At 39.7% G+C, this 22,417-nt stretch carries 20 protein-coding genes; 9 read left to right on the top strand and 11 right to left on the bottom strand.

What is annotated here, in order from left to right; genetic code table 11:
* Positions 1-377: 377 nt before the first annotated feature.
* The 3 genes from WA338_RS18640 to WA338_RS18630 form a co-directional block, all read right to left on the bottom strand.
* Entirely contained in the window at positions 378-2,900 is a 2,523-nt protein-coding gene (locus WA338_RS18640) for a M14 family metallopeptidase (protein ID WP_272985159.1), read from the bottom strand.
* Between the two features lie 195 nt (positions 2,901-3,095).
* Complete coding sequence (locus tag WA338_RS18635; protein WP_009780047.1) at positions 3,096-3,470, bottom strand: PUR family DNA/RNA-binding protein; 375 nt, start codon at positions 3,468-3,470, stop codon at positions 3,096-3,098.
* Between the two features lie 67 nt (positions 3,471-3,537).
* Positions 3,538-5,295, bottom strand: a complete 1,758-nt coding sequence (locus WA338_RS18630) for an ABC transporter ATP-binding protein (protein WP_272985157.1) — start codon at positions 5,293-5,295, stop codon at positions 3,538-3,540.
* 238 nt (positions 5,296-5,533) lie between these two features.
* Between WA338_RS18630 and nusB the strand changes: the two genes are divergently transcribed.
* The 3 genes from nusB (at position 5,534) to yajC (ending at position 7,344) form a co-directional block, all read left to right on the top strand.
* Positions 5,534-6,481, top strand: coding sequence for a transcription antitermination factor NusB (gene nusB, locus WA338_RS18625; protein ID WP_272985155.1), 948 nt, complete (start codon positions 5,534-5,536; stop codon positions 6,479-6,481).
* 94 nt (positions 6,482-6,575) lie between these two features.
* A complete protein-coding gene (locus WA338_RS18620; RefSeq protein ID WP_009780050.1) occupies positions 6,576-7,040 on the top strand; it encodes a DUF1573 domain-containing protein in 465 nt (154 codons plus the stop codon).
* 10 nt (positions 7,041-7,050) lie between these two features.
* Positions 7,051-7,344: a preprotein translocase subunit YajC gene (gene yajC, locus WA338_RS18615; protein WP_009780051.1), complete on the top strand. Its 294-nt coding sequence runs from the start codon at positions 7,051-7,053 to the stop codon at positions 7,342-7,344.
* A gap of 158 nt (positions 7,345-7,502) precedes the next feature.
* On the opposite strand, the gene WA338_RS18610 is transcribed toward yajC, so the two are convergent.
* From WA338_RS18610 to WA338_RS18590, 5 genes are all read right to left on the bottom strand, one after another.
* Positions 7,503-8,342, bottom strand: a complete 840-nt coding sequence (locus WA338_RS18610) for a ferritin-like domain-containing protein (RefSeq protein WP_009780052.1) — start codon at positions 8,340-8,342, stop codon at positions 7,503-7,505.
* A 26-nt stretch (positions 8,343-8,368) separates the two neighbouring features.
* Positions 8,369-9,097 carry a ferritin-like domain-containing protein gene (locus tag WA338_RS18605; RefSeq protein ID WP_009780053.1) on the bottom strand — a complete coding sequence of 243 codons (729 nt, stop codon included), beginning with the start codon at positions 9,095-9,097 and terminating at the stop codon, positions 8,369-8,371.
* A gap of 316 nt (positions 9,098-9,413) precedes the next feature.
* The gene (locus WA338_RS18600) at positions 9,414-10,025 is read right to left on the bottom strand and encodes a M15 family metallopeptidase (protein ID WP_009780054.1); all 612 of its coding nucleotides are present in this window, start codon (positions 10,023-10,025) and stop codon (positions 9,414-9,416) included.
* 12 nt (positions 10,026-10,037) lie between these two features.
* Positions 10,038-10,319 (bottom strand): DUF3817 domain-containing protein, encoded by a 282-nt coding sequence (locus tag WA338_RS18595; protein WP_009780055.1) that lies wholly within the window; start codon positions 10,317-10,319, stop codon positions 10,038-10,040.
* Entirely contained in the window at positions 10,320-11,075 is a 756-nt protein-coding gene (locus WA338_RS18590; protein WP_009780056.1) for a YqaA family protein, read from the bottom strand.
* Here WA338_RS18590 and WA338_RS18585 point away from each other — a divergent pair, their 5' ends adjacent.
* On the top strand, positions 11,076-11,795 hold the full coding sequence (locus WA338_RS18585; protein ID WP_009780057.1) for an SDR family oxidoreductase: 720 nt from the start codon (positions 11,076-11,078) through the stop codon (positions 11,793-11,795).
* Between the two features lie 74 nt (positions 11,796-11,869).
* Here the strand turns inward: WA338_RS18585 and WA338_RS18580 are convergent, their stop codons facing one another.
* Positions 11,870-12,250, bottom strand: a complete 381-nt coding sequence (locus tag WA338_RS18580; protein WP_009780058.1) for a hypothetical protein — start codon at positions 12,248-12,250, stop codon at positions 11,870-11,872.
* 253 nt (positions 12,251-12,503) lie between these two features.
* Here WA338_RS18580 and WA338_RS18575 point away from each other — a divergent pair, with 253 nt between their 5' ends.
* The 5 genes from WA338_RS18575 (at position 12,504) to WA338_RS18555 (ending at position 18,254) form a co-directional block, all read left to right on the top strand.
* The gene (locus WA338_RS18575; protein ID WP_009780059.1) at positions 12,504-14,033 is read left to right on the top strand and encodes a DEAD/DEAH box helicase; all 1,530 of its coding nucleotides are present in this window, start codon (positions 12,504-12,506) and stop codon (positions 14,031-14,033) included.
* Between the two features lie 10 nt (positions 14,034-14,043).
* Entirely contained in the window at positions 14,044-14,760 is a 717-nt protein-coding gene (locus WA338_RS18570) for a DUF2490 domain-containing protein (RefSeq protein ID WP_040532677.1), read from the top strand.
* Between the two features lie 24 nt (positions 14,761-14,784).
* The gene (locus tag WA338_RS18565) at positions 14,785-15,102 is read left to right on the top strand and encodes a hypothetical protein (protein WP_009780061.1); all 318 of its coding nucleotides are present in this window, start codon (positions 14,785-14,787) and stop codon (positions 15,100-15,102) included.
* Between the two features lie 139 nt (positions 15,103-15,241).
* Entirely contained in the window at positions 15,242-17,650 is a 2,409-nt protein-coding gene (locus tag WA338_RS18560) for a TonB-dependent receptor (protein ID WP_009780062.1), read from the top strand.
* Between the two features lie 16 nt (positions 17,651-17,666).
* Entirely contained in the window at positions 17,667-18,254 is a 588-nt protein-coding gene (locus WA338_RS18555; protein ID WP_009780063.1) for a hypothetical protein, read from the top strand.
* Between the two features lie 184 nt (positions 18,255-18,438).
* Here the strand turns inward: WA338_RS18555 and WA338_RS18550 are convergent, their stop codons facing one another.
* Entirely contained in the window at positions 18,439-19,305 is an 867-nt protein-coding gene (locus tag WA338_RS18550; RefSeq protein ID WP_009780064.1) for a sigma-70 family RNA polymerase sigma factor, read from the bottom strand.
* Between the two features lie 132 nt (positions 19,306-19,437).
* Positions 19,438-21,939 carry a transglycosylase domain-containing protein gene (locus tag WA338_RS18545; protein ID WP_272985146.1) on the bottom strand — a complete coding sequence of 834 codons (2,502 nt, stop codon included), beginning with the start codon at positions 21,937-21,939 and terminating at the stop codon, positions 19,438-19,440.
* Positions 21,940-22,417: the final 478 nt, after the last annotated feature.

Below are 22,417 nucleotides of genomic sequence, written 5' to 3'. Positions count from 1 at the left end.
ACCATGAAATTAAAACACAACTGTAAATTAAGTATAACCCGTATGTTAGCTTTTTGCTAACTTGTGCAACAGGCACACTGGCTATAGTTCATTGCTGCAGTAATCCTCACAGTTTATTTAGGCAACTAAACCATAGCCAAGACAGATATGTCCAACTGACTATTGGTAAGCCTTCTGGTGGTATAGTCTTCAGCAGTACCAATAAAAAATCCCCTCAAGCCAGCTTGAGGGGATTTTTTATTGGCGCCGTCAAAGGGTTTAATACTTTGAGGCCTGCCTTAGTTGGCAGGCAGGCTTGCCTCGAAATTGAAAATTCGTTACTAAGCAATGTCTCGTGGGTTTGTCCTGAGGTAGTTTACGCTCTGTAAGTGCAGTTTTTACATCTGCTCACTAAAGAAGATTCCGTTCATAAAGAGTTTTGAAGTCCCGTACCAGAAAGCTCTAAAATTGGTATTGTCTGTAAAGATCAATACGTTTCCTCTTCCTGCGCCTTGATGTACAAAAGGGCGTGTTCCTTTGATCGCCTCATAATTGATACTGCTGATGTATCCTGCAGCAAGCGGCTCATCGGTATATTGAACCGGGTTTTTATAACTCGTTTCATCGGCTTCGATAAACAAGGTAGTATCTCTAAACAAACTGATCCTGTTGTTGTCATAACCAAATGCGATAGGATGCGAGCGGTCTAAAGTTGCTGTAAAAATAGCACCACCTATCACTTGTGCGCCGTTAAAATCTCTGCGTTGCTCAAAGCTGATGTTCTTTGCAGGATTTTCGGTACTCACGGTGGTGTAGTCTATAAGTCCTTGTCTTTTGATCCATCGCGCTGCATTCTTAAAACCGATGAGTGTACCGCCATTGCGTACCCAAGCAGCGATCTTATCTCCGGCAGCTTCATCCAGACCACCGCCCCAGCCGCTGGTAGGCATAATGATGGTGGTGTATTTGTTTAGATCACTTCGGTTGAGGTTGCGGGTATCTAATTTGGTAATGCTGATGTCAAAACGCGTGTCTAGCAGGTGCCAGATCTCTCCGGCGTCGTACGAGCTGATTCCGTCGCCTACCAGTAATGCGATCTTTTGAGGTTTCAAGGCTTCAAACTTGCGGCTTCCCAGATCTATTCCGTCAGTAAGTCCAGATTTAATAGGGTCAATAGTGAGGTGTGACTCTTTAGCAACCTTATCTAAGAACTTTTGGAGTTCTTCAGCATTCAGGCTTTGGTTTTGAACGGGGATCATCACCGTACCGTAATCATAGTCAATACCGTCTGCCGTAAAAGGTTGTAAGGCCACTTTAGCGCGTAAGCCTTTGTTTAGAATAGCGTTTAAGGCTTTTGGTGCATAATAATTACCCCAAGGCAACATATAGGCATAGCTGCTTTGAGCAAGGGTAAGCGGCGTAGCCAATTGTACACTGTCTATTTTACTTCCTGCCAGGCTAGCCGGTGCGCTGTCACTAAAATCAAGATTGAACGCCAGTTGAAAACTCCACGCCGAGATATCATAAAACAGACTGTCTTCAAAGCTGGTGCGCTTTTCAAACATTCCTTTTAAAAGGCGGCTGTGTTTTTGGCTTTTAGGAACCACATAACTGCTTTTAGGATCAAAGCTCAGGTCTTTTGTCGAATAGCTTTCGCTTGGCGTATACACGTCGATCTTATGACGTTGTAAGAGTTTTGCAAGGTGCGTAGCGCGTGCAGGATCGTTCTTGCTTCCGAAGATATACGCGTCATTACCCGCTTTATCTCGCGAGTTTGCATAGAAATCCCGCTGATAATCGAGCAGCTTTACACGCATTTCCTGTGCTGCTTCGAGCGTAGAAAGGAAAGCGGTAAACTGATTTCTAATCGTAAACGGAAAGGTAAGTAGGCCATTATCGGTCTCTTGCACGTGGCCGCGCGAGCTGGCTTGCTCAAATAAGATCCCTATACTCCCATTAATATCAGGGAAGGTAGAACCTTTACCGTAATAGAAATCGTCATAATCTTCTTCGGTATAATAGAAAGAGCCTAGTTTATCAAAAGCTGCTGCGTGGTATTTTCCAATTTCAGCAGTGAGTTCCTGATTCAGTTTAGGCGTTAACGGGTGTGTACGGCTTTGAATTCCCGGCTGAAAGAAAAAGGAAGAATTACTTCCCATCTCGTGATGGTCGGTCAAGATGTTGGGATGCCACGCGTGATAGGTTTTGATGCGCGCTTGCGATTCTGGCAATTCGGTTGGAAGCCAGTCGCGGTTAAGGTCAAACCAGTAGTGATTGGTACGCCCACCCGGCCAAACCTCGCTATACTCGCGATCTTGAGGATCTGAAGATAGATTTTGGTTTTTGTTGGTGTTTGCCCAATATGAAAAACGTTGCAAACCATCAGGATTGAAAGACGGGTCAAACAAAACGACTACATTATCGAGTAGGGCGTCGATTTCCGGTCCTTGAGCAGAAGCCAGATAATAGGCAGCCAGGAGGCCTGCGTTAGAACCACTGGGTTCATTACCGTGAATACTCATCCCCTGATAAGTAACGATAGGCATTTGTGCCGTATTCAAGCTTTCTGCGCCGCTTTCGGTCAAGGCCTGATGTTCTGCTTTGATCTGCTCGATGTTGGCGTGATTTTCGGGAGATGTGATGGTGAGTAAAAGTAACGGGCGGCCTTCAAAGGTCGTTCCTCTACGGTCAATCGTGATTCGGGGAGAAGCGGCAGCCATCTTTTCCATATAGCTTACCAACTGGTCGTGGCTTACGTGCCATTCTCCGGGCATAAAGCCCAGAACTTCCTGAGGTTTTGGAATGTTGGGATCGTAAGAAACGTTGTCTGGTAAGTAATAATCAAGTGTGGGATAAGAGACCTGTGCTTGTGTGGTCGTAAAAACTAGACCCACTAGGAATAGGAGTATGCTTTTTTTCATAAATAAAAGAATGACAATTAGGTTTGTTTTTAAAGATATCATTTTTAAACTAAACCGTTTGACTTAAGCCTAATGCCCGGTCTAATTGGGAGGTTACTAACCGGGCGGGGAGGGGTGCCGTATTGCAATACCCCAAAAATCGGGATAAAAAAAAGCCGCAAAATTTGCGGCTTATAAATCTAGATGATCGATTTTTTAAATATCGTCAAAACTTACGTCTGTAAATGCTTTTGCTGATTTTGTTTCCAGAACAGGTTCTTTGTCTTCTTCCTTAACATAATCACTCTGATGACGCTCACTGATCACTTCTTCTCCTTTTTCTTCAAGGATGTACGAGGTCATTTCATTTAAAATCTCAGAGAATCCTTCAAAATCTTCTTTGTAGAGATAGATCTTGTGTTTTTTGTAGTGAAAGGAACCATCGTCATTTGTGAATTTTTTACTCTCGGTGATGGTTAGGTAATAATCTCCTGCACGTGTAGATCGTACATCAAAGAAGTAGGTGCGACGCCCTGCTCTTAACACTTTCGAGAATATCTCATCATTCCCCTTCATTTCATTATTGCTCATAATCTATGTTTAATTAATACGCTTTATGCTTTCAAAAATGGAAAAAAATAAAATGGTGTACAAAATTTTATTCCATTTCTTTTTCGTCAAGTTGTTTACGGTAAAGTTCCTGATAATATCCCGGTTGGGCAATCAATTCATTGTGGGTGCCTCGTTGTATGATCTGGCCTTCTTCAAGAATGATGATCTTATCGGCATTCTTTGCAGAAGAGATACGGTGGCTTACCAAAATGGTCGTTTTGTTTGCTGCAATACGTTTAAGATTGGCTAAGATCTCTTCTTCAGTCTCTGTATCTACGGCTGAAAGGCTATCATCAAACAATAAGATCTGTGGATCTTTGATTATAGCGCGTGCGATAGAAACGCGTTGTTTTTGACCTCCACTAAGAGTGATACCGCGTTCTCCTAAAATAGTATCATAACCTTTAGAAAAATCAACGATGTTTTTGTGAACCACGGCATTTTTAGCCGCCTGAATCACCTCTTCATCACTTGCCTGATTGTTGCCAAACTTGATATTCTCTTTGATACTGTCACTAAACAGGAAGGCCTCTTGAGGTACATAACCTATAGCGGTACGCAGGTCTTTAAGATTCAACTGGTCTATAGGCGTCTGATCTATTTTTATCGCACCGGTGGTGGTGTCATATAAGCGCCCTATAAGCTCCAAGATGGTCGATTTTCCGGATCCTGTTTTACCAATGATCGCTAAGGTTTCTCCATTTTTAACCTCAAAAGAAACCTCTTTAAGCGCGGTAATGTTGGTGTCATCGTAGGTAAAACTTACGTTGTCAAACTTGATGCTTCCGGTAACGGGGGTGCTAGCTTCGGTTTTATTGACCACCTCAGGCTTTTCTTTAAGAAATTCGTTGATGCGCTTTTGCGAAGCTTCGGCTTGTTGTACGAGTGAAGTGATCCATCCTACCGAGGCTACCGGCCAGGTCAACATATTCACATAAATAAGAAACTCTACGATCACACCGAGATCAGGGATGCTTCCGTCAATGTATTTTTTACCACCAATATAGATCACCAGCAAGTTACTCACCCCGATCAAAGCGATCATCAAGGGAAAGAAAAACGCCTGAACTTTAACCAGGTCAAGGTTCTTTTCTTTATTGGTTTCGCTTAGTTTTTCAAAATTTTCATAGGTCTGCGGCTCGATCCCATAGGCTTTGATCACGCCAATACCGCTAAAAGATTCCTGAGTATATGTACTCAAATGTGATAAATATTGTTGAACGATCGTACTGCGTTTGTGTATAAGTCGGCTTAACTGATAGATCGCCACCGAAAGAATAGGTAAGGGGATAAGTACGTACAAAGTTAGTTCTGGCGCGGTATACAACATATAAGGAATGACCGTTGCAAAAAGAATAACCGTAGTCACACCATACATAATCGCGGGCCCCAGATACATACGCACCTTACTCACGTCCTCGCTTATACGGTTCATCAAATCTCCCGTACGGTTCTTTTTATAAAAATTAAGTGACAGGTTTTGGTATTGATCGTAGACCTCGTTCTTAAGATCGGCTTCCATGTAACGTGAAACCACGATAAACATTTGGCGCATTAAGAAGGTGAAAAAGGCAGAAAGCAGCGCAGCACCCAAGAGTAAGAATAGGGTCATCAACAACTGCTGTTTCAGTTGGCTTAAATCACCACCCTCTTTGATATAGTTCTCTACATACTTGATCATATCTCCCGAGAACTTGGGCGTTAGAATTGCAAAAATTCTGGCAACCAGTACGATGAAGAAGCCAAGAATAAGCTTCCATTTATATTTTTTGAAATATTTATTGAGATGCTGAAGTTCTTTCATAGAATGTTCTACTAGATCTGGGCGTGCGTCCTTTTTTGCTTTAGTATCAAAGCCGCGCAAAGATACACGATTCGGCGTGAAAAGCCACCGATAGATTTTTTAGATAAAAAAGTAATTATGGTTTCTAGAATGTTTTTAAAACGTATTTTTGCATCGATTTTTAAGCCGATTAGGCTTACTGGCTGGTTAGCTTGACTTGAAAATAACCCAAACCAATTAACCAAAGTTCTTTTGAATTATGCTTAACAGAAGGCACATACGCGTGAAAGTAATGCAAGCACTCTACGCCTTACATCAATCAGAAAATCCTGATTTGTTGAAGGAAGAGAAGTTTCTTAATGCGAGCACCGCTCAAATGTATGATCTGTATCTCATTTTGATAGATCTTCTCGTTGAAATCCACGCTCATGCAAAAGACATTCTAGAGCGTTCTCAGCAAAAAATGCTGGCAACAGAATCTGACAAAAATCCCAATCTTAAATTTGTAAACAACCCTGTTCTGATCAAGCTTTCAGAGAATGAATTGCTTCAGAAAGAACTTAAAAAGGCTAAACTGAACAACTGGCGTTTAGATAGCGAGTATGTGGTGTTGTTATACAATGCGCTGTTAGAAAGCGACTTTTATGCCGATTACATGGCTTCTGCGTCTGCCGATTTTAAGCAAGACCGGGATTTTGTGATCGATTTCTTTGCTAAAATCGTGGCGCCCAACGATAAGCTGTACGACTATCTTGAAGATTACCGTCTTACTTGGGTCGATGACCTTCCCGTGGTAAACACCACGATCGTTAAGCGTTTAGGAAAACTGAAGCCAAACTCCCCTGAGAGCACTATTTTACCAAAGCTTTATAAAGACGAGGAAGACCGTCAATTTGCAAAAGACTTGTTGCTGCGTACGGCACGCAATGACGAAGAGTATGAGGCTGAAATCTTAGGCAATACGCCCAACTGGGATCAAGATCGTATCGCGGCTTTAGATAAGATCCTTATTAAAATGGCCTTGTGCGAATTTTTAAGATTCTCGTCTATTCCTGTAAAGGTAACCATCAATGAATATCTTGAATTGTCTAAAGAATATTCAACGCCAAAGAGTAGCATTTTTGTAAACGGTGTTTTAGACCGTCTGGTTAAAAAATACAAGAAAGACAACCGACTTAACAAAGCAGGAAGAGGACTTATCGAGTAAAAAATAGCCAAAACAAGCGCTCAAGGCTTGAAAATGCTCTTATTGGGTAATAAATAAAATTGTATTTTTGGAACTCTAAAAAAGTAATAGAATTATGAAAAAAGTATTTTTTGCAGTAGGATTGGTTGCTGCACTGGCATTTACAAGTTGTAAAGACAACGCTTCGGACAAAGTAAAAGGAGAAAATGTAGAGATGGCTGCAACTCGTGATGCAGATGCAACGGTTTTCCCAACTATGGAATTTGAAGAAAAAGCATACGACTTTGGAAACATCGCTCGTGGTACTGCCGTAGAGCACGTGTTTAAATTCAAAAACACCGGTAAAGCACCATTAGTAATTGTAGATGCTACAAGTACTTGCGGTTGTACCGTGCCAAGTTATCCTAAAGATCCTATTCAACCGGGAGAAACAGGAGAGCTACTTGTAAAATATAATGGTAGTGGCTTAAACGCTGTAACTAAAATCGTTACCGTAAAAGCAAATACCGAAAAAGGATCTGAAACAGTAAAAATTACCGCATTTGTACAGTCTGCTGAAGGACCGGCTGTAAACGGATAAGCTCTTATAAATGGAACAAATAACAAGTTTTTTACCTATTCTTTTGATGATCGCCGTGGTTTATCTATTTATGATACGCCCGCAGATGAAACGTCAAAAGGAAGAGAAAAAATTCGCTGAAGAATTAAAAAGAGGAGATCGTGTGATCACAAAAAGTGGTCTTCACGGCAAGATCTTAGATTTAAACGATACAACCGTGATCTTAGAATCAGGTGCCGGTAAAATGAAGTTTGAGCGCACTGCGCTTTCTTTAGAGCTTACCAAAAAGCTGAATGAACCGGCTAAAGTAGAGAAGAAAAAATAAGATAGATTCTCTTTAAAACAAAAAACACCCGAAGTACTGCTTCGGGTGTTTTTTGTTTAGGGTCGTTCGCTTAATGTGCAGGACTCATCCAAATCTAAAAAAGCTGCTTAACTTTTAAAGTAAAGGAGCTTTTGGTATATATGAAAGAAACTTGATTATTAAGATTCTATAAACAAGCTGGCAATGGTTACCGCTTCGTCACCGGTAAGGATCTCATCGTAAGCCTGTGTAGCAGCATCCATCGTAAACGGACTTCCAGAGCCTAGAGTGGTAACATCTAAACCACCTTGAATAATATTCGCTTCAGTAGTTGCTCCATCATAAACTGCTTGAGTGGCTGCCGGCATTCCTGCACCGCGTTCATTTCCTGTGATCCAACCTTCTAGACCTCTTAATCTTCTGATCTCTGAAGCGTGACGTGCTTCAACAGAATGGATTTGAAGTGCGGCAGTAAGTACGCCTGCACTGCCCATTAAATTGGCTGCCTGACCTTTATATGCACGTACACCGGTATCTTCAAATGCTTGTGCCAGTGCCAATAATTGAGCGTATGCTGTAGCTTGACCTGCTCCGTTTTCATTAAAAGGATCAAAGGTACCGCCAACAGTAAAGTCGAAAGAAGGTTTAGCCACAGGATCTGCGCCTGCGCCTTCAATAGCTGCTGTAAGAAAATCTACGTGTTGCGACTCGTGTTTAGAGATCTGCATATAGATAGCTTCGGCTTTTGCATTGTTTGAGAGTACGCCAGAATCAAGAGCCATAGCATAAAACTCATCTTCAAGATATTCTAAGGTTAAGGCCAAATTGAGTACGCCCACAACATCACCGGTACTTTGCGCCATCGCTTTATTAGAAGCTGTAGCAAGCCCAAACGGAACAGCTGCGAGTGCTGCTTTTTTACCTAAACTTCCCAGTTGGCCAAACATAGCACGTCTGGAAGTCATAGGTTCTTGCATTTTATCTGTAGTAAATTCGTCTAAAAATTTGATTAAATTCATTGTAGTAAGTTTTTAATGGTTAGTAATTACGCTCCCGGATTGTTGTATGTAAACGGTGTTACAAAAAATCCTCCTGCGGCTGAAATGACTTCAGCAGGAGAGGCCGCTAAGTCTAAACCGTTATCGTCTATAATATCATCACCAGCAAAGGCTGTATAGTCTGCGCTACCATTAATGATCGAGCGAATTGCTGCTGCGTGACGTGCTTCTACAGAAACGATTTTCCCTGCAAGCGTCAAATACACTGCAGTTTGAATGTATTGTCCGGCACCGTTATACGCACTTACTCCGGTATCCTCAAGAACTCTTGCTGTTCCTAAGACCGAATCTCTATTTCCAAAGTCAACACTGCTAAAATCAAATTCCAGATCGGCAGTCAATTGTTGTTCCATAGGAACATTTGCACCTATTGCAGCTTTAAAGAATTCACGATGATTTACCTCGTGATTATATAGATCTAAAAGAATAGCTTTTTCATCTGCTGAAGCGCTGGCGTAAAAAGAACCATTCACCACATTGGTATAAAAAGCAGCTTCCAATTGTTCTAATGCATACGCGTAATTTAAAACGCCAACATCACCAGTACCCAGGTCAAAAGTCCCGCCGCCCATCATGTTACCACTATCATCGTCATCACTACAAGAAGCAAGCAACAAACTAGATCCTGCAAGCGCAAGACCGCTTACTTTTAAGAAGTTTCTACGGTTTCTACCCACCGTTTGAGTCTTTACCTCAATTGATTTTTTCTTTTTCATAATTTGAGTTTCTTTGGTTATTAATACTTACAAAGACATACGAGGAAAAAAACTATGCGGTTTTTATTTAAGCCGATTTAACAAGGATTTAATAAAATAATCGAATTGGGATTGCTGTTTATACAGCTTTTTGGTTAAAACATTATCTGTACGCTAAATTGAATTTATTTCTAAACGTGAACGCTAGTGAGCTACTGAAGACGAAGGGTTTAGATCTGAAATGGGTAAGAGTAGTGATAAACGACAAAACTCCGAAAAACAAAATGTCTTTCAGAGTTTGGGTTATTTAAGTTTTTTAGATCGAGATGAATACTGATCAATCACATTCAAAATCAAAATCGATGATCTTGAAGTCGTAGTTCTTTTTATAATTGAAATGCCACCATTCTGTACGGATGGTTTCAAAACCAAAACGAATCATTCCTTCCTGAAGCAATTTTCGATTTTCTAGAACCTTTTGCGGTAAGGACGTATTGTCTATATGAGCTTCTTTACCAAAGTAATCGTGATCTGTTCCCATATCAACCGGTGTACCATCTAGCTTTTCAAGACTGATATCTACTGCTGCTCCGCGATTGTGTACCGATCCTGAAGTATACGGGTTGGCTACATATTGTGGGTTGGGGTATACCGCCCACATTTTCTTTTGCGCACTTACCGGTCTGTAGCAATCAAAAAGAACGATTCGGTAGCCCTTTTCGCAAAAATAATGATTGGCTTCCTTTAGCGCATTGGCGACTTCAGGTCTGAGATAACAGGCTGCACAGTCATAAAAGGCTTCTTCTAGAAAGTTATTGGTACTTGCATACCTGATATCATACGTAAATCTGTCGTTTAGCGTGTCGAGCTTTACCAAAGCTTCTGCTTGTTGTGCGTAAGAGGTAACTCCCAGAAAAACACTTAAGAATAGAACAAACGACTTCATCATAATAATTCGTGTTTAGGCTTTTCCTTTTAAATACTTGCGATCCATCCAGAAGGTGCCAAAGGGAATAATGGAACAGGCTAAGACGATGAGCAAGATTTTAAAGTTCCAATTCAATTCACTTTTTACAAGAATAGCCATCACCACGTATACCAAGAATAAAATTCCGTGCGCCATTCCTATCACCTGATTGGCCTCAGGCATATCAAATATGTATTTTAAAGGCATGGATACAAAGAGAATAAGAAGTAACGAAACACCTTCTAAAATACTGATAATCTGAAATGCTTTAATCATCTAAACCAAATTGAAAATAGCCGCGCCATACACCGCAAAGCGTACAAAGCGTAAAAGGCCAAATAAGAGGTAATTTATAAATGGATATTTTATCATCCCGGCTGCCATACTGCTTATTGCAAAAGGAACCGGAAGTACTGCTCCTACAATAATAAGAAAACCACCCCATTTACGGGCATTTTTAAGATGCTTAGCCATTTTAACTTCGAGATAATCATGTACAGCAGGGATGCGCGTAGAAGCTCTACCCATAAAATAGCTGATGATTCCACCGGTATACGAAAGTACCGCGATAAGCGATAGGTATAAAATAGGATCAGGCATCTTATCGCTCCAGGCGATAAAGATCTCTGGCGGAATAAGTCCGAGAATACTTTCAGAAATAAAGAAAACCGTAAGTACCCAGAATGGAGGGAAGGTATCGGTCATTTTGACCAAAAGCGCATTGATATCGATCACAAAGTAATGAATAGCCAGTAGTGCCGCTACAAATAGGATAACGGGAGTGAGCGCTTTTTTTAAACTTCCTCCAATAAACGAATAGAATCCGGTGAATTTATAGTATTGATGTAAAAGTCGCAGGCGGGACTTTTTCTTGGTTTTGCTGTCGTGACTCATTACTTTTTTTGCAAATATACTTTTTGAAAAACCTGAAGAAAAATTGTTTCTGCTAATATTTTTATAAATAGGCAGATTTAGGAAAATTTTAAAAAAACCTACGCCTGTATTGGGCTCAAGAACCCTTAATTTTAACATATGGAGAAATTTAAAGATAAAGTTGCGCTCATCACCGGGGGCACTAAAGGAATAGGAAGAGGCGTTGCAGAAGCGCTTCTCGAATTAGGTATGAATGTGGCCATTACCAGCCGAACGCTCACCGCAGCAGAAAAGGCAGCCGAGGAACTCAATAAAAAGGGTAAAGGCAAGGCGTTGGGTGTTAAAGCAGATGTGCGCTCGATGGAAAGTCAGGTGCAAGCTGTAGATGCTGTTATTAAAGAATTTGGTCAACTGGATGTGCTTGTGGCCAATGCCGGTCTTGGACATTTTGCAAGTATCGACGAACTTACTGCAGACCAATGGCAAGAAACGATCGAGACTAATTTAACCGGAGTATTTTACAGTGTAAAAGCCAGCTTGAATGAATTGAAAAAAGCGAAGGGGTATATTTTCACGATCTCAAGTCTTGCCGGTACCAACTTCTTTGCAAATGGATCTGCGTATAACGCGAGTAAATTTGGTTTAACGGGATTCACTCAAGCGATTATGCTTGATCTACGTCAGGATGATGTAAAAGTGTCTACGATAATGCCGGGTTCTGTAGCAACTCACTTTAATGGGAATGAGCCTTCAGATAAAGACGCCTGGAAAATACAAAGTGAAGACATAGGTGAATTAGTTGTTGATCTACTTAAAATGAATCCACGTACTTTACCAAGTAAGATAGAAGTACGTCCTTCTAAACCACCTAAGAAATAATATATTTTCAGGTATAAACTAAAAAAATCCGCGGTGAACACTGCGGATTTTTTTAGTTGTACTTGTAACGAAGATTAATGTTCTTCGGCATATTCTTGCATCGCCTCAACATAAGCTCTAAGGTCTAGGCGATTGGTTTTGTTTTCTGGTTCTGCAATTAAATTTAAAAGGTATAACAAACTTTCTGCAGGATCAAACGTACCTTCTTCGGTTTCAAACTCCTCTTCATAACCTTCAACAGGTTCTTCTTCTGGGATGGGAATATCAAAGGTTTGATAGGCTTCAATATGTTCAAAAGTCAAACGAATGGTTTTAGCAAGCAACGGACGTTTTTCTTCAACAGCATAAGGTCTAAGACTTTGTAAATCTTCTACTGCAGTATTGGTGATGATACCGTTGTGCTCAACATCGTCAATGAGCTTATTTATAAGTTTTATCGCTTTTGGATTCTTCAAAATGATGTGTTTAATGTTGACACAAAGGTAACAGATTAGGTATTTTATACGATGATGCTTTGCTAATTTTTTTCAGTTTTAAAATGGGTTCTAGTTACTTTTTATGAGGCTTTTAAAATTACGAGTTGTCCAAAGCAAAATTTCTTAAAACTTTCTGTCAAAATTATCAATCATGTAATTCTGTAGTCAATCTTTCGAGAAGCCCTTAAAATGCCTTATTTTTGCAAAATTCAACCTTAAACAAACTTCACTTTTGAGCGAAAAAGCATCTGCAAAAGATAACGGAAACGGAAAAGAATTATACAGCTATCAATTAAACGATCTTGATAAGATCTTTAATTGTATGGAGGAAGAGTCTGATGACTTCAATCTCCTGTACCAACTTCCGACGGGAGGAGGGAAGACCGTGATCTTTTCTGAAATCGTACGCCGCTATATCAAAGAGAAACAGAAGAAAGTGGTGATCTTGACGCACCGTATCGAATTGTCTTCTCAAACTTCAAAAATGCTTAAAGGCTTTGATGTGCCCAATATGGTCATCAACAGCAAGGTTAAAACCCTTGAAGGAAACGAAGACTATATGTGCTATGTAGCGATGGTTGAAACGCTTAACAACCGTTTGCAAGATGAGCAGATCGATATTAAAGATATAGGACTGGTCATCATTGATGAAGCTCATTACAACTCTTTTAGAAAATTATTCAGCTATTTTAAAGATGCCTTTATTTTAGGCGTTACGGCTACGCCATTGAGTTCGAATGTGAAATTACCCATGAAGGATAATTACCGTAAACTCATCATCGGGGAGAGTATAGGTTCGTTGATCGAAAAAGGCTTTCTAGCCAAAGCGAATATGCACACCTATGATGTAGGTCTCAAGACCTTACAGGTAGGTATCAACGGGGATTATACGGTTAAATCTTCAGAGATCCTTTATACCAATCACAGTATGCAGGAAAAGCTTCTTGCTGCTTATGAAGAGCGTGCTAAGGGTTCTAAAACGCTTATTTTTAATAACGGGATCAACACCTCGCGTTACGTTTATGAAACCTTTAAAGAAGCTGGTTACGACGTAAAACATCTGGACAACACCCACACCAATAAAGAACGAAAAGAAATACTGAAGTGGTTTAAAAATACACCGGATGCCATTCTTACTTCGGTAAGTATTTTGACTACCGGTTTTGATGAGCCATCAGTTGAAACGATCATTTTAAATCGTGCGACGCGCTCCTTAACGCTGTATTTTCAGATGATAGGTCGTGGTTCTCGAGTGCTTCCCAACAAGAAGACTTTTGAAGTGATCGATCTGGGGAATAATATGGCGCGTTTTGGTCTTTGGGATGCTCCAATGGACTGGAACGATATTTTCTTATATCCTGATTTCTATCTTGAGAATTTAGTAAGTGATGAAGAGATTGAACGTAATTTTGAATACGTGATGCCTCCAGAACTTCGCGCGCAATTCAGCAATAGTGAGTCTATAGATTTTGATATCAAAAAGGAATACGAAGATGTTTTTGCAAAAGGCTTAAAGTCGAAAGAAGCGCTAGAGCGTTCTATTGATCAACATGCACGTATCGTTTTTGAAAATACTGAAGATGTTTTTGATGCGCGTATTCTCGCTCGTGAATTGAAGGAAGAAATTCAATACCGTATACGCTTGTATTCGTATTGTATTATGAAGAATACCAAAAATTACAAAGATTGGTTAGAAGAAGATTATATGCGTAAATTGAGACTTAAACTGAGTCAGATGTACGCAAACGTGCCGGCTCAATAAGAGTCAAATCATGCAAATTTCAACAAGAAGATTACGGTTAAGTTTTCTCGTCGTTCTAAGTAGCTTTTTGCTTCAGCAAGAGCTTAAGGCGCAACGCGGAAATCACGAATTGGGCGGTTGGTATATGTATTTCTTTGATACTGATTTTGGCACGAGCAATTTTGGTATTATGGGCGATGTGCAACATCGCAGTTTTAATGTTGCCGGGGATTTCCAGCAGTTGATTCTCAGAGCAGGCTTGTCGTATAAAATAACGAATTCGACGCTTCGGGCTGTTGCGGGATATTCTTATTTCAACACGGGAACCTTTGGGCCTAGCAATGCGCAATTAAGAGAAGATCGTTTTTATCAGGATTTGATTTGGACCAATACGTTCTTTGAGGGGCGTATTGCTCTATTACACAGAATACGCATAGAAGAGCGCTTGATAGAAGATCAGGATTTTAGGTCTCGATACCGGTATTTTCTAAATGCCAAAGTACCTTTAAACACTAAAACCATAGGTCCTAAAACCTTCTTCACCTATGTCGCCGGAGAGTTTTTTATAAATGGTGAGCAAGATATAGGTGACGGGCAAACTGTGAGTTTGTATGATCGCACCTGGTTATTTGGTGGTTTGGGCTATCAAATCAAGAAGGGATTACGTGCAGAGGCGGCTTATATGCGTGAAATAACCAATACACAGACCAAGGGACAATTAATTTTAAGTTTATTTCACACTTTCTAAAAGACATTATATTAATTTAGCAATATGATTTTACAAAGCAATAGATTAAAAGCCGGGCTTAGCGTAATGCTGGTGTTGGCTATTTTTGCTTTTAAGATTGTAGATCTTCACCAATACGTTCACGGTAAAGATTCTGTAAAGGGAACGCATTGTGAATTGTGTTTACTTACCCATAAACAAAAACAAAGTCTTGATTACGACCTGCCTGTAAACTATACGTTTGAGGTTGCTTCAGCTCCTGAAGAATTTAAGGCTCCCCTACAAATTACCCAAGTTAAACTAACCGATAGGTTTTACTTTGGGAACTCTGCAAACAAGGCACCCCCCATATTATCAGTTTAATAAATTCCCAATGCGGAATGTTTAAGAGGTCTTCTAGACCTCGGCTAAAAGGTTTTGCTTTCAGTACTCGTGCTAAGTAAAATACTTTTATTCATTTATCTGATAATCGTCTTCTTACCGAAGACCAATATATTTCAATATGAAATTTTTCAGTTTGGTGTTTGGGCTGCTTTTAAGTTTTCAGCTTCAAGCACAACAATGTGATTTTAAAATAAGTGGTGTTGTAAAGGATTTTCACGATGGTAATGTTTTACCCAATTCCACATTAAGCATAAACGGTTATGATATTTATGCACTAAGTGATTTAGATGGAAAATATGAACTGAGTGGCCTGTGTAAAGGAACTTATGTCGTGACCATCACCCATCCTGAGTGCGAAGTCGCGCAATTTACAGTAGAAGTTACCGACAATGTTCAGCGTGATTTTAAACTAGAACATCACACCGAAGCCTTGAATGCGGTTACTGTTCAGGGAGAAAATACCAATCGAGGTACCGTTTCCGGGACACAAACGCGGCTTGAGTCCGGAGTTCTAGAAAACTACAGCAATGCCAGCTTGGGTGACGCTTTACGCGAGGTTGCCGGAGTTTCTTCTTTAAATACTGGAAGCACCGTAGTAAAACCTGTAATTCAAGGTTTGCACAGTAGTCGGGTTCTTATCATCAACAACGGAACCCGAATGGAAGATCAGGAGTGGGGAGTAGAACACGCTCCAAACCTGGATATCAACGCAGCAGAAAATGTTACGGTGGTTAAAGGGGCAAGTGCCCTGCGTTACGGAGGTGATGCTGTGGGAGGTGTGATCGTTACAAACGCTCCCAAAGCACCAGCAAAAGACACGCTTTACGGTAAAACCATTTTAAGCGGAGCGACAAACGGCCGAAGTCTCGGAGTGACTACCAGCTTGTTAAAGGCTTTCGAAAGTGGCTTTTATGTGCAAGGACAAGGGACTACAAAATACGCTGGAGATCTGGAATCGCCAGATTATGTATTGTCAAATACCGGTTTGAGAGAGCATGATTTCTCAATAGGTTTTGGACTGAATAAATTCACTTACGGTTTTGATGCGTATTATAGTTTCTACAATTCTGAAATAGGGATTTTAAGAGCTAGCCATATTGGTAATTTAAGCGATTTGATTCGTGCCATAAACAGCGGGGCGCCTAATTATGTAAGAGATTTTACCTATGATATCAATGCGCCTAAACAAGATGTCAGCCACCATTTAGCTAAGATTAATTTTTACAAACGCTTTGAAAAAGCAGGTAAATTAAGTCTCGATTATTCGTATCAGCAGAATAACCGTAAAGAATTTGACATTCGGCGCGGTGACGATAGAGATCAGGCTTCGCTTGACTTACAACTTACCACACATACGCTAGCTTCAAACTTTTTATACGATGCTGCATCAAATTTGAAAGCCAACTTTGGTGTTGAAGCTTCTTATCAAGAGAATTTTCCTAATCCTAATACAGGCATTAGAAGACTTATTCCTGATTATGAGATGTACACCGCAGGTGCTTATGCCACTGCAGATCTTGATATCTCTCCCAAATGGCGTATTGACGGAGGTTTTAGATATGATTTTATGCAGATTGATGCACAAAAATATTATTTAACCAGTAGTTGGGAGAACAGAGGCTATGAGTCAGAATTTGGTGATCTCGTGGTTCAGCGATTGGATAATCAGCTTTTGGTAAACCCTGTGTTTGATTATCATAATTTTTCAGGAACCTTAGGAGCACGCTATCGTATCAAATCTAATTGGGATCTAAAATTGAATCTGAGTAGTGCTTCAAGAGCTCCCAATCCTGCAGAACTCTTTAGTGATGGTTTACACCACTCTGCAGCAATAATAGAGTTAGGTGATTTACGCCTTGATCAGGAACAATCGTATAAGGCTAGTTTAGAACTCAACGGGCAGACCGGTGGTCTAACTTTTGGAATCAATCCTTTTTATAACCACATCAGTGATTTTATAATTATGGAGCCTAATGGACTTCAATACACCAATCGTGGAGCATTTCCCGTGTATCAATACGGACAAGTAGACGCCAGACTTTTTGGAGTTGATGTTCGCGCCAATTATACGTTTGATGCTAATTTCAATTTACAAACGGTTTTTGCATACGTAAATGGTCAAGATTTAGATCGCAACCGACCACTTATTGATATGCCGGCACCAAACATCAATACGACTTTTGGGTTTAGAAAAGCAGAATGGAATAATTTAAATATAGGATTGCGTAATCAAACCGTATTAGAACAAACACGTTTTCCTAACAATGATTTTGAGGTAACATACATAAATGACTCAGGTGAACAGACGACAGAGACCGTTGCAGTAAGCCAACCGCCTTCAGGGTACAGCTTATTTCATTTAACGTCGTCAGTTGACTTTGATGTTTTCAAACAATCTACATTGACCCTAGGCTTTTTTGTAGATAATATTTTAAATACAGCCTATCGGGATTACTTAAATCGTCAACGTTATTTTACTGATGATTTAGGACGAAATTTTAGAATTCAATTAAAACTAAACTATTAATACACAACATAAGATTATGAAAAATATAAAATTTATAGCCCTAGCGCTATTAACTACGATCACGCTTGCTTCTTGTTCATCTGATGATGATACAACACCAGAAGTCATCAATGAAGAGGAAGTTATCACAACGATTACGCTTACGCTAGTTCCTGAAACCGGGGAGACGGTAACCCTAGAATCAAGAGATTTAGATGGTGAAGGTCCTAATGAACCTGTGATTACGATTTCTGGTCCTTTACAAGCCGGAATGCTTTACGATGGAAGCATCACTTTAGAAAATGAAACAGAATCTCCTGCTGAGCTTATTAATGAAGAGATTGAAGAAGAAGCAGATGAGCACCAATTTTTCTATCAAGCAGCATCAGGTGTTAATGCAACTTTTGCCTATGCAGATACCGAGAATGATTATATGAACAACGGCGTAGCAAATCCTGTTGGTCTTGAATTTACGTTACAAGCAGGTACTGCGTCTTCAGGAACTATTACGGTTACTCTAAGACATCAGCCAGCTAAAGATGCAGCAGGTGTAAGTGCAGGTGAAATTGCAAATGCAGCCGGAGAAACTGACGTTCAAGAATCTTTTGACATTGTTATTGAGTAAACCTCTATTAAATTATGTATGTACGCATACTACGGAATATGAAAATACGGTCCTTTGATAGGTCGTAGTATGCCTTATATCCACTTCCTCTATAACTTAGGTAAGTTGATAAATATCCTCAATAAAAAAAGCGCTGTAATTAATATTACAGCGCTTTTTTTATTTTCACTTTTAGGAGGTAAATCTATCCAAGATAGGTTTTAAGTACTTTACTTCTTGAAGTATGGCGCAGTCTTCTAATTCCTTTTTCACGAATTTGACGCACACGCTCACGACTTAAGTCAAACATTTCTCCAATTTCTTGAAGGGTGTGAGGCTGCTCACCACCTAAACCATAGTTTAATTTAATTACATCAGACTCTCGAGGAGAAAGCGTCTCAAGAGCTCTTTCAATCTCAGTTCCTAATGATTCCTGCATTAAATCTGCGTCCGGGTTAGGAGACTCTCCAGATTTTAATACATCATAAAGATTAGAGTCATTTTCACCTTCTTTAAAAGGAGCATCCATAGAAAGGTTACGTCCAGAGTTTTTCATTGCTAACTTTACTTTAGCAACAGTCATGTCTAACTCTTTTGCGATCTCTTCTGCAGATGGCGGGCGCTCTAAGCTTTGTTCCAGATAAGAAAATGCTTTGTTGATTTTACTTATCGTACCAATTTTGTTTAGGGGTAAACGTACGGTTCTTGAATGTTCTGAAATCGCCTGTAAAATAGACTGGCGAATCCACCAAACCGCGTAAGAAATAAATTTAAAACCACGTGTCTCGTCAAAACGCTTTGCAGCTTTTACAAGACCTACATTACCTTCATTGATTAAATCAGGTAATTTAAGACCTTGATTTTGATACTGTTTTGCCACAGAAACCACAAAACGCAAATTAGCCTTTGTCAAACGCTCTAGTGCAACTTGGTCACCTTCGCGAATGCGTTGTGCCAACTCGACCTCCTCATCAGCAGTAATCATATCGAGTTTACTTACATCTTGTAGATAGGTATTTAAAGATTTTGATTCCCGATTGGTTACCTGCTTGGTGATTTTGAGTTGTCTCATATAAAATTTATTTGTTAAAAGTATATAGGATGTATTATAACATGGATTATTTTAAAATCAAATTAATTCATGCTTTTTATGATAAATTTAGCATTTATGCGTTTTTTTTAAAGTATATGCAATCCAAAACACTTAATCTTCATCATTCTTTTTCTTTCTCTTTAGAAACGAAAAAAATCCTCCGCTAGTATTTTCTTCTTCAGCTTCCTCTTCTTCTTGTGGTAGTGCTTGTTCTTCTGTTCTTAGCACATTACCATCATCATCGAGGTAGACTTTTGTTCTATAGTTCTCTTCTTCTCCGTTAAAAATCGATTCAAAAAATCTTCTTACTTGTGACGTACTATCTTTAACGATAGGAGCGCAATCAAGAGCGCTTGCCACTTCAGCAGACGGACTTTTAAATCGTTGTTTTGTTAGCTTGGTATAGGTGGTATCTTTATTTAATTGCTGCATAAATTTTGCATAGATTGGCAAAGCTGAATTTGCTCCGGCACCTAATCCGGTACTGCTGAAGCCTATTCTATAATCATCATTACCTACCCAGCTTACTGCAACCATATAAGGTGTGATACCTACAAACCATCCGTCTTTATTATCTTGAGTGGTTCCTGTTTTACCAGCTATGTCATTATTAAGCTTATACGTGTACCTTAGTCGGGTTGCAGTTCCTTCCCTTACAGTACCTCGCATCATTTCTATCATAGTTTGTCTGGTGACGTTACTCATCACTGCTTTTTCTGGAACTTCCGGAGTGAATTCGGCAACGGTTTTTCCTGTTCGGTCTACGATTTTTGTAATGTAAAAAGGTTTCATCGGTTTTCCTCCGTTCACAAAGGAAGTATATGCCGAAGCCAGATTGCGCATCTTGATCTGTGCTGTTCCTAAGGCGAGCGAGGGAACTTTAGGTAACTTAGTATCAATCCCCATACTTCGAGCTTGATTGATTACTTTTTGAATACCAACATCTATAATAACCTTAACCGCAACCGTATTTATAGAATTGCTTAAGGCCCCTTTAAGCGAGTACGACAGGTCTTCGCCTTCACCACCTGCATTAGCAGGAGACCATTCCTTATTATTAAAATAATAAATCTGTTGGTCGCCATCATAGTAGGTGCAAGGATCCATTCCCTGTTCTAATGCTGTCGTATATACAAAAGGTTTAAACGTAGAACCTACCATACGTTCACTTTGACTCACGTGGTCGTATTTGAAATTTTCAAAGTCAATACCACCGATGTAGGCCAGAACACCTCCGGTTTGTGGATCTAATGCGACAAAACCACAATTAAGTAAAGAGAGATAATGAGACAGGCTGTCTTTTACTGAGATTTGCTGTGTGCGCTCGTCTGTGTTCCAATCAAAGATTTTACGTTTTCTCTTTATATTTAGTGAGTCTTCAATGGCTTCGGGAGAAAGACTGTCTTTAACCAATTTTTGATAATACGGGAGCTTTTCAAGACTTGGTTTTAGAATAGATGAACGTTTCCAAGGCGCATAATTACCATACGCTTTTTCGTATTGCGATTGCAAAGCAGCCATGTGCTCTCGCATTCCGGCTTCTGCATATTCCTGCATTTTTTTATCAAGCGTGGTGTGTATGGTTAACCCATCTTGATATAAATCGTAAGCAGAACCATCGTCTTTCTTGTAGTTTTTAAGAATGTCCTGAGCTTCTTGACGTATAAGCTCTCTAAAATAGGGAGCGATCCCAAGATCGGTATGCTTTTGATAACTCAACATAATCGTGTCACGTTCCATACCGACGGTATCTCGCGGATTCAAATAGTCATAACGTAACATCTGGTTGATCACAACATCGCGTCTTTTTCTAGCGCGATCGGGATAGACTCTTGGGTTATAACTATTATTTGCTTTTAACGTACCTACCAAAATAGCAGCTTCGTTAAGCGTTAAACTTTCGGTATTCTTATTAAAGAATTTTTGACTCGCGCTTTCTATTCCATAGGTATTGTCAGGAAAGGGAACGGTATTCAGATAAAGATTAATGATTTCATCTTTAGTATAAACTTCCTCAACCCGTTGCGCGATGATGAACTCTTTGAATTTTGAGATCACCAAATTAAACGTGCCGGCACCGCGACGCCCGTAGATATTCTTAACCAACTGCTGGGTTATTGTACTTCCTCCACCCGCGGAGTCATCCTGCATGAGCAGTGTTTTGAATAAAACACGCATCAGGCTTACTTTATCTACACCATCGTGTTTGTAAAAACGAGCATCTTCGGTGGCAATGAGTGCATTTTTTAAATGTTCTGGGATTTCGTCAAAACCAATAGGTCTTCGGTCAAAAATGTAATATTTACCAATAACCTTTTCATTTCGGTCTACCAATTGTGTGGCAAGCGATTGTTCTAGATGGCTAAGCTCATATTTAGATGGAAGTGCTCCCCAGACACCCATATAAATACTGAAGAAAAAAAGCGAAAAGGCAAAAAACAAAGTTCCTAATGCCAAAAGGGGATAGCGAACCCATTTTCTTTTTACCGCTGAATGAAACTTTAAAGTGGCAAAACGAAATCCTATTTCGAGATATTTTAAAATCTTGAAAAAGAGCTGAAGCGCTTTACTTTTAAAATCGTTTATGTTCCTATTTTTTAAGGGGTTCCTCATAAAAAAACAAAGGTAATAGTATTTTATGCCTGCGTGGATAGCACTTTAGATTAGTTTAACAACTAAATTTTTTAATTGAAGTGTAACAAAACTGAAATGCGGTCGTCTTACTTATATAACATCAATCAAAGAGTTCTTTTAAATTTTAATACAACACAACTTTTTCCCGGTTTTATCGGGGAAGTGTTTACATAAAAGCTGGCAAAGGTCACCTTCTGGGTGAGTGCTGCGAACTTTAACACGTATTTGATTTAAATTTTTAATCAATCAATCACAAAACGAGCAGTTATCTGATTCTTTTAGATAGCTGCTTTTTTATTGGCACCGCCAAAGAGTAAAATATTCCGAGGCTTGCCTCGAAATTGAACATTCATTTCCAAACAATGCCTCTTGGGCCTGCTTTTGTCGGCTCTTAGGTTTGTAAAATGATTTTGAATTAATTTTCCAAAAGAAAAGGATGGGTGAACTTTCCTGCCGG

The sequence above is a fragment of the Leeuwenhoekiella sp. CH_XMU1409-2 genome (assembly GCF_037029365.1).
Lineage (GTDB): Bacteria > Bacteroidota > Bacteroidia > Flavobacteriales > Flavobacteriaceae > Leeuwenhoekiella > Leeuwenhoekiella blandensis.
The sequence above is the reverse complement of the archived record's forward strand: the minus strand, read 5'-3'. Positions and strand labels throughout refer to the sequence as shown.

Bases quoted from the DNA above. Each gene is read 5' to 3' on its own strand.
- WA338_RS18560 (WP_009780062.1), top strand. From the start codon at position 15,242: ATGAAATTTTTCAGTTTGGTGTTTGGGCTGCTTTTAAGTTTTCAGCTT.
- WA338_RS18630 (WP_272985157.1), bottom strand. From the start codon at position 5,295: ATGAAAGAACTTCAGCATCTCAATAAATATTTCAAAAAATATAAATGG.
- WA338_RS18570 (WP_040532677.1), top strand. From the start codon at position 14,044: ATGCAAATTTCAACAAGAAGATTACGGTTAAGTTTTCTCGTCGTTCTA.
- yajC (WP_009780051.1), top strand. From the start codon at position 7,051: ATGGAACAAATAACAAGTTTTTTACCTATTCTTTTGATGATCGCCGTG.
- WA338_RS18565 (WP_009780061.1), top strand. From the start codon at position 14,785: ATGATTTTACAAAGCAATAGATTAAAAGCCGGGCTTAGCGTAATGCTG.
- WA338_RS18635 (WP_009780047.1), bottom strand. From the start codon at position 3,470: ATGAGCAATAATGAAATGAAGGGGAATGATGAGATATTCTCGAAAGTG.
- WA338_RS18605 (WP_009780053.1), bottom strand. From the start codon at position 9,097: ATGAAAAAGAAAAAATCAATTGAGGTAAAGACTCAAACGGTGGGTAGA.
- WA338_RS18640 (WP_272985159.1), bottom strand. From the start codon at position 2,900: ATGAAAAAAAGCATACTCCTATTCCTAGTGGGTCTAGTTTTTACGACC.
- WA338_RS18555 (WP_009780063.1), top strand. From the start codon at position 17,667: ATGAAAAATATAAAATTTATAGCCCTAGCGCTATTAACTACGATCACG.
- WA338_RS18620 (WP_009780050.1), top strand. From the start codon at position 6,576: ATGAAAAAAGTATTTTTTGCAGTAGGATTGGTTGCTGCACTGGCATTT.
- WA338_RS18590 (WP_009780056.1), bottom strand. From the start codon at position 11,075: ATGTTAAAATTAAGGGTTCTTGAGCCCAATACAGGCGTAGGTTTTTTT.
- WA338_RS18610 (WP_009780052.1), bottom strand. From the start codon at position 8,342: ATGAATTTAATCAAATTTTTAGACGAATTTACTACAGATAAAATGCAA.
- WA338_RS18545 (WP_272985146.1), bottom strand. From the start codon at position 21,939: ATGAGGAACCCCTTAAAAAATAGGAACATAAACGATTTTAAAAGTAAA.
- nusB (WP_272985155.1), top strand. From the start codon at position 5,534: ATGCTTAACAGAAGGCACATACGCGTGAAAGTAATGCAAGCACTCTAC.
- WA338_RS18600 (WP_009780054.1), bottom strand. From the start codon at position 10,025: ATGATGAAGTCGTTTGTTCTATTCTTAAGTGTTTTTCTGGGAGTTACC.
- WA338_RS18585 (WP_009780057.1), top strand. From the start codon at position 11,076: ATGGAGAAATTTAAAGATAAAGTTGCGCTCATCACCGGGGGCACTAAA.
- WA338_RS18550 (WP_009780064.1), bottom strand. From the start codon at position 19,305: ATGAGACAACTCAAAATCACCAAGCAGGTAACCAATCGGGAATCAAAA.
- WA338_RS18595 (WP_009780055.1), bottom strand. From the start codon at position 10,319: ATGATTAAAGCATTTCAGATTATCAGTATTTTAGAAGGTGTTTCGTTA.